Consider the following 15209-nt stretch of genomic DNA (forward strand, 5'->3'; position numbering starts at 1 on the left):
GTGATAGACTGGAATACTGAATGAGAATGCTAAATAAGTATGCTAAATAAGTATGCTCAGATGAAAATACTCAAATGAGAATGTTTCTAACGATTCATTCTCACTTTTTCTAAATATTAAAGGGTTTTTCTTAACAAAGGAATTTTCAGATATCAAAGTTAATTTTCAGAACTTCACAGGCTGGCATATTTTTTATTTGTACGCCTTCCAGTGTTCCTGTTATCTCCAGACTGTCAAATTCATTTGAACCGCATAGTACGTCCTGATTCGGGTGCGTGCCTGGTGTGATGTGGCAGCTCAGTACGGTCCTTTTACCAACCGACACTACGATCGGGAGCCTTGGTGATGCAGGATGGTTCTTTGGAAGAACTATTAACGGTGACCTGATTTCCCGAATCATGAAAAGGACACATTTAAGCCCTTTCTCAATTTTCCCATCCACAGAAAGTGCAGAAGCTACAATCAGGTCATGGGGTTCCATTCCGAGTACAATCTCTTCATTTTCAGTTTCCAGAAAGAACTGTCCACTAGAGCCTGCTTTCACTATAGCTACTATTCCTGCCTTACCGCGCAGGAGAAGCATTTCACTTTCGGTCAGTGAAATGTCTTTAGAAGAAGTCGAGTCATTCATGTTAAAAATAAGTATCAAAGAAATCCAGCTGATTATTAATTGGATTCCGATACGTTGCTGGACTGGCAGGACGGACACTTTACATTCTTACCAATGCCTTTGAATTTATTCCCGCAGTCATTGCATATATAATGTTTAACGGGCAATTTTCCTTCCATATTGAAATCAAATGGGTCTCCAACACTACACATCATTACTACCTCCAGGTTTTGTTATGGGCTTACTGTAATCATATTGCCCACATATTATTACTCAGACTTATCGAATTAATATCTTTCCATCCCGAGTTGCGATTCGGGAGCCCGCCGTCCTTTTCACTCGCTTCGCTCGCTCAAGAGGACTAATTTATGGATTGTAGAAGTGAACTGAACTCGAGAGGACTATTTAGAAGTTAATTAATTGGTTTTGCCAATGAGCCGGCTAAAATAATTAAATTAAAACTGAAACCCATCAGCAGTAATAGCTATATCGAACCTTTTTTGTCCCACTCGATGCAGGAGAGCGGCTTTATCAAAAAGAAGAGAAAAAAGAAAGGTGTGCAGTAAAAACATATGAAAATCTTAAAATTATCCCTAAAGCAAAATCGAAATTTATTCGTTTTACTTTATAATCCTCTTTTTTGTACTCAGTTTTTTTCTTTAAGGAAGGATCGCCAGACAAGCTGGCGGAGACTTCTAATATTTATTAGTAAATTAATGAAAAGTATTGCGTGTTGTTTGATAAGGCTTAAATCTCTACCTCTTTCCCGCCAATTAATAAGCTCTTTATTACGGCATTTCCATATTTGTCGACAACAACCTTTACATCAACTCCTTCTCTCCCGGTCCATTGTTGATTTTCAATCTCTCTGCCCCTACCCTCGGGAACGAAATAGCTCTCGATGCCGTACTCAACTCTGAGTTCTTTGATTTGGGGTTCTTCAGCTATAAGGCTGTCTTCATTTTCTTCCCAGTCATAAATGATTTCTTTCACCGTACCTTTAATGTAAAGCTCATCGTCGGGAGGGTTTTTAGAGATCTTTTTGACCATTCCGTATCCATTTTTAAGTTCAAGTGCCAGATATATACGGTCGTTGTATTCAAAATAAGTATCTTCAGCCTCAATCTTTTCCAGGTCAAGGGTACTTATCTCGTAATTAAGGATTACGTAGTCTCCCCTGAAAAGATCTCTTGGGTCTACTGGCTCGGTTTTGAGTACAATCTCTGTTCCTGTCCTGAGGGTATATTCTTTATACAGGATAAAGCCTGAAAAAATCAGGAGCCAGAAAACTACAGTAAAATAGAGGATTTTCTTCTGGTTCATTGCCTATTCCTCCTTACTCCTGTTTCCGAACCTCCTGTTTCCGAACTGACCTTGGCTTTATGATTCTTAAAACTCAGAAAACTGCCTGTCATAGTTTCCCTCCGGAAAATTGGACCTTTAATTCTTTTCTTTTCCTTTCCAGGACAACACTTATGACCAGCAGGACAATTCCTCCGAGCATGAAGAAGAGCGACCTTGGAAGCAATTCCCAGAAGAAGTCGAAATATCTTGCAAAAATGAGCAGGATAAACCAGAACATTGCAGTACTTACTATCCCTATATCTTCCATGTTATACCCTGCGTAAAGGACCAGAGTCAAAAGTCCAAGGAAGATCACGTTAAATAAAATCATGTAAACTTTTTCCGAAGCAGGAAGGTATATTGTTGTAAGAGTTATCCCGGCCATTAACAGCGCAATTACGGGTATACTGATATCTGCCTGAAAGCTGCCGGACTTTTCACGGAGCGGTTTTGAGAGCAGGACTGCCAGAAGCAGGATTCCTGAAATAGCATAAATTACAGGGATTATTTCCTCTACTTTATACTGCCAGATTTCAAAAGTGTGTACAAACAAAGCAATAAGTATCGCCTGTAATCCCATGAATTTAAAAGTCCTTTCAGCATGTTTTGCTTTTTCTATAAGGCTGTGAAGAATTCCGGCAAAATAGACGGCAATACCTGACATGAGATACAGGTCTTTCATACTGATTAAATTTTCAAGGTCGGTTCTTTCCGTGTATAGAAGTCCAATCCAGAGGTAAAATAGGAGAGAGCAGAGTCCGGCTATCGGAGCTGACATGTAACCGTAAATCAGTGGAAAAACTCCAATAATCCAGATCAGGACAAGAGTGCTGTTATTGGCGTTAATATTGTAAATTTGAGCTATTAAAAAAATACTGGCTCCAAAGAACAGTGCTGAAAGCAAAATCAGTGCAGAACCAAGCCTGGGATATTTCTGATCTTCATATTTGAAATGATAACCTGCATAATGTATGCCTATTGTGCTTCCTACGAGCAGAAGAACCTTAAAGCTATTCCCGATTTTTTCCCAGTTGGACGCCACAAACAGAATGGCTCCAATTCCAATTAAAATCGCCCCGATGGTTGAGAAAGCAATGACCTGCCTTTTTGACCTGTGTTCCGTTTTATACTCGGCAAGGTCAGCCCGCATTTTTTCTGCCTGGGCATGGTTGATTGTACCTTCATCCAGCCATTTCTGGATCAAGTTATCATCGAACATATTTTTAATATATTAGTATGTTGTATTTACGTCTTTTTAATATATTTATTGCAGAATATGTTTGACGCAGAAATTGTATTTTTTCTGGAAAACTTTGAAGAATAAAAGAGGGCGGCAGGTGTATTTGGGCATTGAAGCTTGCGATGAGCCTTATAGGATTGCTAAAAAAGAGATGCCAGTTCAAACTAGTACTTTACGTTATTTTTCTCTCAGAGGGTTTATTCAGCGCAGTACATTTCTCTTCAACTGGACAATTAAATTCTAATGCTTCACATCTTGGTGGATTCTGATGTAAATAATCATTCAGTGTCATTGTACGGACTCCTGACCTACTACCAATTAAGCACAGCTCACCAATTGGTTTATTCTTGTTACACCGTAATTCCATAAAATGCTTAGAAATTTGCATTACAAAAGAATACACTTTATTGTATGTCTCTACAACATGTTTCTCAATATCTTCTTCATCTATTATCTCTGTATTCCCTCTCATGCTATATGGTTTATCATTAAAGTAACCGGGGACTCCCGAATCTGAAATGAATATAAACCCTGACAAATAATGAGTGGCTTCAGTTCTCATTGAATGAATTTCATCATACCAATCAGTAGTAGCCAATATTTCTGCATAATAACTATCTAAAGTTTTTATTCTGTCAAGGTGTTTCGTCTTTTGATCATTAAATCCGCGTGGTAAACTTGCTTTAGGGTAAAGCTCCTTTACTAAGAAGCTAATATTTTCACACAAGCTATAAATCGAATTAAGGAAAGTCTCATACTTAACCAAAAGAATTATTCTTTGAATTCCACTGCCAAACCCTCTTTCCTTTACTTGCTCAATTTCGTTTTTCCACATAAGAATTTGATGTAAAACTTCATTCCGTAGTATTGAGGCAGCGTTAAACTTATCCAGCAATGATCCAGCCCACTTATATGCATGAGATATTTTCAGATCTTCCTTTTCAGGATCTTTGTAGCGAATAACTGTTTCTGTAAATATCTCAGGCTCAATAGTAGTAATGTACCGTAAAAACAATTCAAAATAGGTATAGTCATATCTTGGTGGTATAATTTGATAACCTTGTTCCAAAGTCAACAACTCTCAAAACATATATTATATCCACTTTGTTTACATAAAATATTGATCATACTTAGAGTCGTTTATATCGGTTATAAATGTACTCAGAACATCTCGACCTGTTAGATTGCTATCTTCAAGACCTACTTCCTTTCTCATCAGCAAAATCAGGTCTCCAATCTGCTTAGTTACTAGCATTGGGTTTTTATTTTCTTGTGATAATTTGATTAAATTGATGTATGCCTTTAGTACCTTTCCCGAAGCATACATTGACATTCCCATTTGGACATCAAGCCATTCATTTTGATCAATTTTATATTTTTTTTGATCCTTGATCGCCATAAGCGCTTTTTTAAGTAAATCTATCAATTTAGAATATTGTTCTTTGTGTAGCTCGTGTACTTTAAACTCAATTTCGCTAGTCTTTGCACTCTTGATCTGATATCCTACAAATAAACCGGATGCAACTATTGCCAAGAACTGAACAATTACTGGACCTAACTGTATCCACTGGTCAATTGAAATTAAACCCACAGCTTTTCAACAACTCCAAAAACCACTAAAATATATCATTTTACATACATTATGTCATATAAAAATATTTAGTTATGTGTGAAAGTATTCTCGACCATAACCTTATCAACTCGTAACAAAATCAGAAAAGTTATTTACTCCTTCTATTAACAGTAAATAGAAGGTTTAAAGATGTCAGAAGCGGTTGGAATTGAGTCTTTTATTCCTATTGATCTTTTTATAAGGGGCTTAGCTGCCGGTTTTTTCATATTAGGTTTTTATGGTGCTTTATATTATTTAATTATCAAGCGTAATTCAGAACTCTCGAAGCCTATTACCTTACTTGGTTTCATTTCATGTGTTGCATATCTTTACTTTTCGTGGTCTTTCTGCACACCAACTTTCCAAATTTTCTCTGATATGTTTGTTGTACAGCCACTTAGCTTCGTGATTTATGCTACGTTAGTTTTGATTTTACTTCCGGTAATTGGTGTTGTTATTGCCTTTGTTCAATCTTTAGCTGATTTTGCTATTGTAATGAAGTATCTGGAGATAGAAGAAGAGGAGGAATATAGAAATAGTGATGCCGCTTGTGTGGTTTAAAGACCCCGCTAAACCTGGTGACGAGTTACAAATTGATAAGCCTATTGAAAAAACCGTGAAAAAAAGGAAAACTATATCCTTTTGGTGGTTCGTAATTGACATTCTACTTTTACTATATGGGCATATCGCTTCATTTCTATTTCTTGCTTTGTGGTTAGTGTATAGAGCTATAAAAAATCAACTGCCTGATATAAAACAGCAACCATCTGACCAATTAAGTAATGTTTTAGCACTATCTACAGAATACACATTATCTAAAAACCAAAAAATTGATGAAATCCCAGCCTATAAAGCGGGATACTCAAACAAAGCAAAAGAAGGTCATGGATGGAAATTAGTAGATCCAGAATCGCTAAATGCAACCCGATGCACGTTAGTAGAGATAGACACAATGGATGGATATAAGTTTGAAAAATGTATCAAGCATGTTTTTGAAAGCTTAGGATATTCGGTACATCATACTCAGTTATCAGACGATCAGGGTGCAGATCTTATTTTAACATCAAATGAAGGCGTAAAAACCGCTGTTCAAGTCAAAAGGTACTCTAATAAAGTCTCAAATGGAGCAGTACAGGAAGTTGTAGCTGCAAAGGGGTTATACAAATGCACTCAAGGTATGGTAGTTACAAATAGCTATTTTACTGATTCCGCAAAAGAATTGGCTAGAGCAAATAGTATTGAGCTAATTGACAGAAAAGGGCTTGAGAAGCTGCTCAATAAAATTTCGCAAAACATATTTCAAGATAAAGAATGGTTACAACATTTCCATAGCTCTTCATTATTACTAAATACTTATTATCCAGCTATGATAACTGATTTGAATCTTGATTATGCCACACTCATAAACTTTGACCAAGAGATAAAAAGAGCAATAGAAGAAAACAGTCTATACAGTACTTCTCCTAAATTCTTAAATGCTAGAAAAGAGTGGGGTGCAGCTCTTATAAATTTTCGCGCCATGAAAGTGCATACAATCTCAGATGACAAAGATTTGACCTTCGAAGTTATTACAAATTTAAGGACACATCTAGCGTCAGGTTTTGGTCATTTATATCGGGCAAATGAAATCGTAAAGTATATTTCGATATCAGATTAAAGTTAACCCTTCTGTAAGCGCACATAAAACACCCGCACGGATATTATGTGCGCCGGTATACGATAGCATAAAATTCGGGGAAAAAGGATGTTCACTCTATTATCGAATCTTCAAACAATCTATCAAAATTCTTATACATACGATCTAGACCCACAAAAATCTCACCAGTTTCTTTAACATAGCCGATTTCAGAATCCTGATGTTTCGGCTCATCAGCTACATTTCGCATTCTAGTCGCATAACCCAAGATATCCTCACAAATAGATTCGCTTAACATATCATTAGCGCGAAACTTTACAGAGACGCCAATCAACATTCTGGCATACCCCCGAAGCATGTCATCAGTAACTTTATAACTCGCCCATTTACTACGAGTTTTCCAATCATAACAGCACCCCAGTAGAGCCTCTTTTACAGTTGACTTCACAAGTTCTACACGTTCGGATTCCTTCATTTCAGCATTAAGTGCTCTATTTAATTGATCGTATATAATTGCAAAAATCGAGTCAAGTACCATCAAAACACCAACGAACCAACAATGTAAGAGAACTTAAACCTTTTTCAGTTAAATTAGTATATTTGCTGGCGTCACTATTACAGATTTTCAAGAACTCTTTTTGCGATAGTACTCTCTGGATATTCTGCAGGGTACTTACCCACGTAGTGCCGGAAGTGGTTAACATTGGCTTGATCAACATTTATAGCTCTTCTACCTGTACCCAAGCAAAAAAATCGTCTTCAATTTTTACACACTTTGCCTTTCCTAACTCTTCAAGACACACAAAATAATAACATTAAAAAATGTTTGCACCTTCTAATGAAAATGATCCAGGTTGGATCTTGGAGTTTTAAAAGGTGTGATAATGAGTAACAGAAGTGTGGTTCTGGTAATTGTTTTAATCCTCGGGTTTACATTAGCTCTTGGGTGTACCGAATCTGATAATAATGTCGAGGCTGTGCAGGCAGAAAAGGCAATACCAGCAGAAGATGGAGTTGCTGAAGAAGAAACAAATCTCAAAGAAACAACTTCATCAGCACATCTGAATTAGGTTCAACGCAGACAGCGGCAAATTCTCCCGGTTACCTCCCTATTGTTGCTACCAATTATAAATGTGGGAGTTGGTCCGATGATCAATATCCACTAATTAGATTGTTCGGGGAGAGCTACGTTCCTTTATACCAAAGTAATGAAAAGATTTGGAGTGCTCACGTCGATAAGCTTGCCAAATTAGTTCTTGACTTACCTGATGAAGGCGAGAAGTATTCTCTCATGAAAGGTGAAATCCTTGATTTAGGTCAAGGTTACAGTCTTGAAGCAAAGCAGATAGACGTTGCCAATCAGATGGTTTGGTTTGAATTCACCAAGGATGAGGAGTTCGTTGCTGATGATATCATCAAGATTGGAAGTGGTGATGATACGTTGAGTGTTGATCTTATAATATCCAAGGTATAAGCAGTGTTGTTGTCTTCAAAGTACACGTAAGTGAAATCTTCCAATACGAGTCAGATAGTGTTGTTATGATTGACGGTCTCTGGCTTATTGATTATGCAAATACCAAGAATCTAAAACTTGGGGACAAATTTGGAGAATTCACACTAAAGGAGATCACCAACGGAGTAGGCGAATCTAACCCTGGATACCTTGTTTTTGAGTCAGATAACTGAAATGGTGAAATATTATCTATTGGTTTCGAGGAAATGAAAAGAAGAAAGCTTGGTTAAAATTGTTGGTGAAGTAGCCGCACACGTCAATTTTATTGACGCATTCACCTTTTCTCCGGAGGTGAATCCTATACTGCCCTTTCGGGAGAACAATCAGGCACGGCAACCGTTTAAGAAACTGCTAGCATCACGGTGAGTAATGCTAGTATTTTGTTCTTTTTCATTTACTTCACCTATTGAATTTATGTTGGCTTTACATATTGTTTTTTCTGTACTTTTTGCTGTATTTTCAAACCTGAGGCAGATAGAAGAAAATCAAAACAGGCATAAATGAGCGGTACATATTCAGATTTTGACACAAGAGAACAGCAGGTTAAACACTAGTGTCGCGTCAATCCTCAAGAATTAAAGGGTTGTGAATAGCTGTAATCGGCTAAATGAAACATGTTACTGCTCACGGCACTAGCTAGGATTATACTCATCAGAATTTTATGTCTAGGATAGATGGTCTCATGGATTTGCTGAAATTGATAGAAGACAAATGTAGTTATTTCTCAGGCACACCAATCATTCAAGGTTTGAAAGGAGTCGTTTCGCATATTGAGGTAGCTGAACGTCACTTTGAGAATGGGAAAAAAGGAGACGATTATCTCTTTACAGATGTCATTTATCGGTCAAACCATGCATATGAAGGTTCACTAAAAGAAGCATATCGAGTTCTTACGGGTAAGCAAGCTGAACATTTAACCCCAAATAAAATAGAGGAAGAATTTGGAAAAGGAACAATATTAAAGGCAAGAGTACTGACACTTTTCAAAAACTATAGACAAGAATGGCGGAATGAATCAACACACGATTACATGCTATGCTTTTCTGAGCAAGAAGCATTTCTTGCAATAGTAAACGTCTGTGCTTTTTTTAATATACTTCTTGACCAGATGATAGAAAAGAAAGCATATGATCAAGAAAAGACTGAGTTATTAGAATCAGGAGTTATTCCACAGAAACAAGTTCAAAATGAAAATCTTATCGAACAAATAAGTCAGTATTTGGTTGATTTCTATAATAAAGCTCCTAATAATATTACAAGTGATTTAATTCGCTCTCATAATGAGTTAATCTTTCGTAATGAGTCATTAGGTATGCTTGCTGCATATATAGAGTCTTTAGATAAAGATATTGAAGTAATCACAGAATATCCAGTTGCGACTGGGGAAAGAAAATTATATGCAGATATGTTAGTTAGAAAGGGTGAAAATTCCTTATTGATCGAGCTGAAAAAGGCAACAAAATATACTGCTGATTTTGTAAAAAGTGGTGGAGAACAATTATTATTATATATGGATGCAGCTGATATGAAGTACGGGATACTTTACATACTTCCTAGAATAAGTGGCTCTACTAAGATGGAGGTAAGAAAGGTTGAAATTACAAGAGCTGGCGAGAATAAGCAGATAATGGAAGTATTTCCTGAATTATAATTAATAAACTTTAAAATTCATCATCTTTTTGAATAACATTTTGTATTTTATACCACTTTTTTATCTCTATCGTCGTCCTTGCTTTTTTGCGTTGCTCATTAATTGCGATATGCTTAGATGATGGTAATTTTCCTACTCCCAGAAATAAGGACGTACCACACACGTACATAATGTACTCATAAACGATATTATAAGCACATATTTTTTACAGGCTGGAAAATTCACCAGTCTTACTCCTAAAACTCCTGATCTCGCACTCCTGAATAATTACTGTTTTTATTTCTTTTCCTCCATAACCATTATATATATAAAGCACTTACAGAGGACTGAAATATTAGTTTCACTTGTAACCACTTATTAAGTCTCTATTAAATTATTTATCAAGAACTTGTTCTAAACAAGCCTCCAACTCATAAAAACGGAGGGTGAATCATGGAAGACCCAAGAGAGATCTGCGGTCCGATCGCCCATATCTATCGGAGTCACCTTGCGTATATGGCAAAGGAACTCGAAGAATATGGAATCGGCAGCGGACAATTTGATTTCCTGATGGTTCTGTACCGGAAGGATGGCATTTCTCAGGAAAACCTTGCAAAAATACTAAAGGTTAGCAAAGCAACAAGCACAAGGGCAATCCAGAGCCTGGAAAGAGAAGGGTATGTGTACAGGCAAAGGGACGAAAGTGACCTACGTGCTTACAAAGTCTACCTGACTGAAAAAGGAAAGGAAATGAGATACATCATTCTTGAAAAGCTGATTTCTTTCCTTGATACTCTCCTTTCGGATTTTACACCGGATGAAAAAGAAATTTTCAGGCAGCTTGTTAAAAAAGCTGCATTTAAACTTTGTGAGACAGGACTCGAACAAGGTGGTCAGAACAGGCAAGTGATGCGAAATAAAAACGATATGGAAGAATAAATATGGAAGGAAAAAGTGAATTTTTAGGAAAAGAGAAGATAAGTAAGCTCCTGTTCAAGCTTTCGGCTCCTGTGATTATCGGAATGTTAGTGCAGGCCCTCTATAACGTTGTGGACACATTTTTCGTAGGACAGGCATACGGGTCAGAAAGCGTCCAGGCGATAGGCGGGCTTGCAATAGCTTTTCCGATCCAGATGATTATCATGGCTTTTGGAGTTGTTCTCGGTACGGGAGGGTCTTCAATCATTTCGCGTGCTCTTGGGGCAAAAGAGCAGGAAAAAGCCGAGAGGACTCTTGGAAATGTCTTTTCCATGAGCCTGATACTCAGCATACTTATCGCAACTCCGTGCCTCTTTTACCTGGGCGTTATTCTGGGAATATTCGGGGCTACTCCCGGAATCATGCCCTATGCAACGGAATACCTTGAATACATAATTTTAGGAGCAATTTTCTTTATCTTTGGAATAGCTGTTCAGAATATTGTCCGAGCCGAAGGAAATGCCCGGCTTGCAATGAATGCAATGCTGATAGGAGCCGGCCTCAATATTCTCCTTGACCCGGTTTTTATTTTTGGATTCGGAATGGGTGTTCAGGGAGCTGCAATCGCAACTGTGCTGTCCCAGGCAGTGAGTTCGGTCTGGCTGCTGCGGTACTGCGTTAAAGGAAAAGGGGCTGTGCATTTTAAGTCAAGATACCTGAGGCCTGAGCCGAGTATTATGAGAGAAATAGGATCCATAGGAGTCGGGCCTTTTGTTATGCAGGCATCAGCCAGTATTATGATGATCTTCGTCTATAATGCCCTTGCGACTTATGGAGGAGACGTTGCGGTCGCTGTTTTTGGCGTTATTATCAAGGTTAATTCCTTCATCTTCCTGCCTCTTCTAGGCATGTCTTTCGGCTTGCAACCGATCGTAGGATATAATTACGGAGCAAAGAAGTTCGGAAGGATAGCTGAAGCTGTAAAATTGACCCTTATAGCAACAATGACATTCGGGACCTTTGGCCTGCTTATCATTTATCTCTTTACAGAACAGATTCTCGGGATTTTTAGTGCCGACCCGCAATACCTGGAAGTCGGGATACATGCTACAAGGCTTATGCTCCTCGGAATGCCTTTGATAGGATTAAACGTGGTCTCTATGACAGTTTTCCAAGCTCTGGGAAAAGCCAGACCTTCTTTCCTTCTCTCCCTTAGCAGGCAGGTCCTTTTCCTGATCCCGCTTGTTCTTATCCTGCCGGGTTTTTATAATCTGGATGGAGTCTGGGCAGCTTATCCTATCTCGGATCTCCTGTCATTTTTACTCTCAGGATATCTGCTCCTCAGAGTATACAGGCTTTTTAAAGAGTATCCAGGTTCCTCAGGAATCGGCGCCGGGAAAGAGCTGGCAGTTTCCAGAGGGGTTGAATAAGTCTTGAAGCGCTGAAAATAAGAAGAGGCTAATTCTGCCCTCTTTCTCCTTCTTTTTTGTAATATATTCAAGTCCAGTTATGGAAACTGTTGGATTTGTAGAACAATATTCAGAAACATTGTTTCAAAAGCAGTTTGAACCTGAGTTACATACTTTTTTACATCAAGCGAATTGAGGTGATGCGAATGAATTGTAGCGAATTGAAAGAGGGCCAGGTTCTTATCTGTGAAGATTGCGGGTTTGAGCTCAAGGTAGTAAATGCATGTGGAGAAGCCTGCTGCTCTACTGATGCTTGCTGTACCGGAAATATAACATGCTGTGGAGAGCCGATGAAAATAAAGCAGTAAGCAGCAATGGTGTAAAGCAGAAACAAAATATGAAGCCGATTGTAAACTGGTTAGAATTAAGAAAAACAAATGATACAAAAGAGTCTCTGAGGCTTTTTTTCTAAAGCCTGAATTTTAAAGTGCTTTTTCCCTGCTGTTTCCTTTCCTTTTTCTTTTTTCGAGAATGCTCTGCATCATTATAATTGCTGCATATGAACTGAAAAACCAGACCATAAGTGCGATTGTAAGGGATAATCCCCACCTGTGGAGATGTTCCATACAAAAAGTAGCCGTAAGCACACAAACAGTGCAGCCGAGCATACCCGCACTTGCTCCAAGGGCGATATCTGATGCTTGCCTGGAGTTTCCGAAGTGACCTGCCATAATTACGGCTGCAGCCATTAAAGCCGGAAAAGCTGCAAAAACCCCAGCAAAGGCTTTTGAGGGCAGGTTCTGAAGCAGGATATAACAGGCAGCAACAGCCGTGCCCCCGAAAACAAACCTTATGCAAAGGTTACGGAAATCTAGTTCCATTAAAAAACACCTTATTTATCTGTTTTTAATCTCTATTAATTATTTTGCTTTCATCTGCATTAATTTTTTAGATTTCAGTCCGAATTTTTCCAGGAATCAGAACCATGTAAAATAAATAAGCGGGGCAAGCACAGTCCAGAAAAGAAGGGATAAGCCCAGACCGGTTTTCCATCCATACTTGAGGATAAGATAGCTGGCTGCAAGTGCACAGCAGACGTCTGCTGCCATTCCCACAAGCGCCCCTTTGGAAAGCTGTTCGGAAACAGAGAGCAATTCACTGCCCTCATACTCCATGCTCATGCCCACAACTGCTGCAAGGTAAACCGCAGGAAAAGCTGCAAAAACGCCTCCTAGCTTCCCTCCGAAACTCCGCGCAATCAATCTGGAAGCTACAACCGCACTCCCACCAAAAATGAAACGGATGAGAATGGGAGACATATCAATACTTAACATTAAATCTCGACCTGTTGATGAAATATTATTTCGTAAAAAGGTTCACTATGAAGTACCTGCAGATATACATATATATTTTTTGAGAGATAGAACTTTTGTGCACTTATAATTTTTAATCACTCTGATTAACTTTCAAGCCCGTACTTTTCCCGGATTTCCGATTCTTTTAATACCCTGAGCCCTAGCTTTTCAATAATTTCAGAGATTCTGTTCCGGTCTTCGCTTTTCATGGACTTCCGGTCAAAGTAGGCAAATTCAGCGCCGGATTTTTCAATAGCCTGCCTTATCAGGTCTTCATCCACAAATTCTAGCTGGTATTTTGGGAAGTTGTGCCCGAAAGAGATTTTTGTTTCAAACAGAAGGCCGGTCTGGCGCATAGCGTAGTGCCCTCCACCGAATCCAACGGCTACTGGCACTTTTTCAAGGGAAACCGAAAGGATTGATTTTGCGGCGACATCTCCGGCTTCAGGGTCTTTCCATTGTATTTCCGTGCTGCCTATTTCTGCATAGATTGATGGGACCGAAAGTTCTGTAGGGCCGTGGTGGGTCACTTCAAGGGTCGCGTCATATTTAAGTCCTTTTTCTTCGACCAGCCGTTTCATTTCCTTAAGGACAGATTTCATAGCAGCAGGAGAAGAGACTGCAAGCTCCTTAGGATGACCTCCAAGCCTTGCTTCCCCTGAAGGGTTTCCTGTGCAGTGCACGGTCAAAGAATTGATCTCTTCTTTGCTCCTGTGCTTGGAGGCAAAGATTATTAAGGAAGCCGGCAGCCTGGCAGCATCAAGTTTCTTATCAAGCCCGTCCTGAAAGACATGAATCTCCTCTATATCAACCATCCTGAACTTTCCGTCTACGGATTCTCTGGCTGCGGAAAACCCGGATTCAGGCAGGATCTCGAGGTCTTTCCATTCTTTCAGGTTCAAAAGGTGAGTCCTGATATTCTGGCTCGCAAGGTCTGAAGCAGAACAGATAATCGTGATTTTCGGGGCGTTTTCCGGGATTTTTTTGTTGTTTTCGGGTATTCCAGACTTTTCTTCTTTATTTGATTCTGGATTGCTCGCTTCTATCATTTTTGAATCAATCCGGGTCTTTTTATTCTAATTTTCTTAACTAATTCTCTATACATTTCCTTACAGTAGATAAAGCCGACCCCAGATCTTCCTTAAACATAAAAAAGTTAGCTGAACAAGTGTCTGATGGTTGATATGGTGTCAGTCGACCAGCCTGATGTCCGGTTATAACTTTGCCCCGCAACGCTTACAGAATCTGGCATCGATATCGTGCCCCTCAAAACTGCAGTTCTGGCATACCCTACCTTTAGAGTACCTGCCTGCGTAGGAAATCTCGGATGTGATTATACCTGTCGGGACTGCTATGATGCTGTACCCTATAATCATGACGACTGACGCAACCGCCTGCCCAAGACCTGTTTCAGGGACTATATCTCCGTATCCAACCGTCGTAAGTGTTATAACTGCCCAGTAAACGCTTGTTGGTATGCTTGTAAACCCATTCTGTCCGCCTTCAATAACGTACATCAGGGAACCCAGTATTACTACCAGGTTCAAAACAGTAAACAGGAACAGGGTTATTTTTCTTCGGCTTGCGCGTAAAGCTCTTATCAGAAGGTCAGCTTCACCAAGGTACTGGACAAGCTTCAGTACCCTGAAAATCCTTAGCAGCCGTAAACTCCGGATTACCAGCAGGTATTCACTGCCTGGCAAAAACAGGCTGAAATATGTAGGAAGAATTGCTACCAGGTCTATGATCCCAAAAAAACTTGTTGCGTATCGGATTGGTCTGCCAACACAGATCAGGCGCAGAATGTATTCCACAGTGAACAGTATCGTAAAAATCCATTCAAGGGCATAAAACAGACTATTATATAAAACCGCAATCTCCCTTACGCTGTCGAGCATAACAACGATTATGATTTGATATAACTGAGCATAACCAAAATACA

At 39.0% G+C, this 15209-nt stretch carries 20 protein-coding genes; 9 read left to right on the plus strand and 11 right to left on the minus strand.

Annotated elements, in window-relative coordinates; genetic code table 11:
• Window positions 1–145: 145 nt before the first annotated feature.
• The 6 genes from RSJ42_RS08155 to RSJ42_RS08180 form a co-directional block, all read right to left on the minus strand.
• Window positions 146–631: a hypothetical protein gene (locus RSJ42_RS08155; protein WP_410510072.1), complete on the minus strand. Its 486-nt coding sequence runs from the start codon at window positions 629–631 to the stop codon at window positions 146–148.
• Window positions 632–666: 35 nt separating this feature from the next.
• Window positions 667–825, minus strand: a complete 159-nt coding sequence (locus RSJ42_RS08160; protein ID WP_410510073.1) for a hypothetical protein — start codon at window positions 823–825, stop codon at window positions 667–669.
• Window positions 826–1357: 532 nt separating this feature from the next.
• The gene (locus RSJ42_RS08165) at window positions 1358–1933 is read right to left on the minus strand and encodes a GDYXXLXY domain-containing protein (RefSeq protein WP_410510074.1); all 576 of its coding nucleotides are present in this window, start codon (window positions 1931–1933) and stop codon (window positions 1358–1360) included.
• Window positions 1934–2021: 88 nt separating this feature from the next.
• Entirely contained in the window at window positions 2022–3173 is a 1152-nt protein-coding gene (locus tag RSJ42_RS08170; RefSeq protein WP_410510075.1) for a DUF2157 domain-containing protein, read from the minus strand.
• 193 nt (window positions 3174–3366) lie between these two features.
• A complete protein-coding gene (locus RSJ42_RS08175) occupies window positions 3367–4263 on the minus strand; it encodes a hypothetical protein (protein ID WP_410510076.1) in 897 nt (298 codons plus the stop codon).
• Window positions 4264–4302: 39 nt separating this feature from the next.
• Complete coding sequence (locus tag RSJ42_RS08180; protein ID WP_410510077.1) at window positions 4303–4785, minus strand: hypothetical protein; 483 nt, start codon at window positions 4783–4785, stop codon at window positions 4303–4305.
• A gap of 171 nt (window positions 4786–4956) precedes the next feature.
• On the opposite strand from RSJ42_RS08180, the gene RSJ42_RS08185 reads away from it, so the two are divergent.
• Both RSJ42_RS08185 and RSJ42_RS08190 read left to right on the plus strand, forming a co-directional pair.
• The gene (locus tag RSJ42_RS08185; protein ID WP_410510078.1) at window positions 4957–5367 is read left to right on the plus strand and encodes a hypothetical protein; all 411 of its coding nucleotides are present in this window, start codon (window positions 4957–4959) and stop codon (window positions 5365–5367) included.
• Window positions 5348–6463: a restriction endonuclease gene (locus RSJ42_RS08190; RefSeq protein WP_410510079.1), complete on the plus strand. Its 1116-nt coding sequence runs from the start codon at window positions 5348–5350 to the stop codon at window positions 6461–6463. Before RSJ42_RS08185 ends, RSJ42_RS08190 begins: the two co-directional genes overlap by 20 nt.
• Window positions 6464–6554: 91 nt before the next feature.
• On the opposite strand, the gene RSJ42_RS08195 is transcribed toward RSJ42_RS08190, so the two are convergent.
• Window positions 6555–6980: a hypothetical protein gene (locus RSJ42_RS08195; protein ID WP_410510080.1), complete on the minus strand. Its 426-nt coding sequence runs from the start codon at window positions 6978–6980 to the stop codon at window positions 6555–6557.
• 346 nt (window positions 6981–7326) lie between these two features.
• Between RSJ42_RS08195 and RSJ42_RS08200 the strand changes: the two genes are divergently transcribed.
• The 7 genes from RSJ42_RS08200 to RSJ42_RS08230 all read left to right on the plus strand — a co-directional run bounded on the left by RSJ42_RS08200 (window position 7327) and on the right by RSJ42_RS08230 (window position 12280).
• The gene (locus tag RSJ42_RS08200; protein ID WP_410510081.1) at window positions 7327–7512 is read left to right on the plus strand and encodes a hypothetical protein; all 186 of its coding nucleotides are present in this window, start codon (window positions 7327–7329) and stop codon (window positions 7510–7512) included.
• Window positions 7513–7613: 101 nt separating this feature from the next.
• The gene (locus RSJ42_RS08205) at window positions 7614–7916 is read left to right on the plus strand and encodes an S-layer protein domain-containing protein (RefSeq protein ID WP_410510082.1); all 303 of its coding nucleotides are present in this window, start codon (window positions 7614–7616) and stop codon (window positions 7914–7916) included.
• Between the two features lie 35 nt (window positions 7917–7951).
• On the plus strand, window positions 7952–8128 hold the full coding sequence (locus RSJ42_RS08210) for a hypothetical protein (protein WP_410510341.1): 177 nt from the start codon (window positions 7952–7954) through the stop codon (window positions 8126–8128).
• Window positions 8129–8637: 509 nt separating this feature from the next.
• Window positions 8638–9606: a hypothetical protein gene (locus RSJ42_RS08215; protein ID WP_410510083.1), complete on the plus strand. Its 969-nt coding sequence runs from the start codon at window positions 8638–8640 to the stop codon at window positions 9604–9606.
• A gap of 432 nt (window positions 9607–10038) precedes the next feature.
• On the plus strand, window positions 10039–10524 hold the full coding sequence (locus tag RSJ42_RS08220) for a MarR family winged helix-turn-helix transcriptional regulator (protein ID WP_410510084.1): 486 nt from the start codon (window positions 10039–10041) through the stop codon (window positions 10522–10524).
• Window positions 10525–10526: 2 nt separating this feature from the next.
• Window positions 10527–11933, plus strand: a complete 1407-nt coding sequence (locus RSJ42_RS08225) for an MATE family efflux transporter (RefSeq protein WP_410510085.1) — start codon at window positions 10527–10529, stop codon at window positions 11931–11933.
• Window positions 11934–12118: 185 nt separating this feature from the next.
• Window positions 12119–12280, plus strand: a complete 162-nt coding sequence (locus tag RSJ42_RS08230) for a hypothetical protein (RefSeq protein ID WP_410510086.1) — start codon at window positions 12119–12121, stop codon at window positions 12278–12280.
• 114 nt (window positions 12281–12394) lie between these two features.
• On the opposite strand, the gene RSJ42_RS08235 is transcribed toward RSJ42_RS08230, so the two are convergent.
• The 4 genes from RSJ42_RS08235 to RSJ42_RS08250 all read right to left on the minus strand — a co-directional run bounded on the left by RSJ42_RS08235 (window position 12395) and on the right by RSJ42_RS08250 (window position 15165).
• Complete coding sequence (locus RSJ42_RS08235) at window positions 12395–12793, minus strand: DUF3147 family protein (RefSeq protein ID WP_410510087.1); 399 nt, start codon at window positions 12791–12793, stop codon at window positions 12395–12397.
• Window positions 12794–12889: 96 nt separating this feature from the next.
• Window positions 12890–13246 (minus strand): DUF3147 family protein, encoded by a 357-nt coding sequence (locus tag RSJ42_RS08240; protein ID WP_410510088.1) that lies wholly within the window; start codon window positions 13244–13246, stop codon window positions 12890–12892.
• Window positions 13247–13371: 125 nt separating this feature from the next.
• Window positions 13372–14316 carry a D-aminoacyl-tRNA deacylase gene (locus tag RSJ42_RS08245; protein ID WP_410510089.1) on the minus strand — a complete coding sequence of 315 codons (945 nt, stop codon included), beginning with the start codon at window positions 14314–14316 and terminating at the stop codon, window positions 13372–13374.
• Window positions 14317–14481: 165 nt separating this feature from the next.
• Window positions 14482–15165: an ion transporter gene (locus RSJ42_RS08250; RefSeq protein WP_410510090.1), complete on the minus strand. Its 684-nt coding sequence runs from the start codon at window positions 15163–15165 to the stop codon at window positions 14482–14484.
• Window positions 15166–15209 lie beyond the last annotated feature (44 nt).

The sequence above is a fragment of the Methanosarcina hadiensis genome (assembly GCF_046529725.1).
Taxonomy (GTDB): domain Archaea; phylum Halobacteriota; class Methanosarcinia; order Methanosarcinales; family Methanosarcinaceae; genus Methanosarcina; species Methanosarcina hadiensis.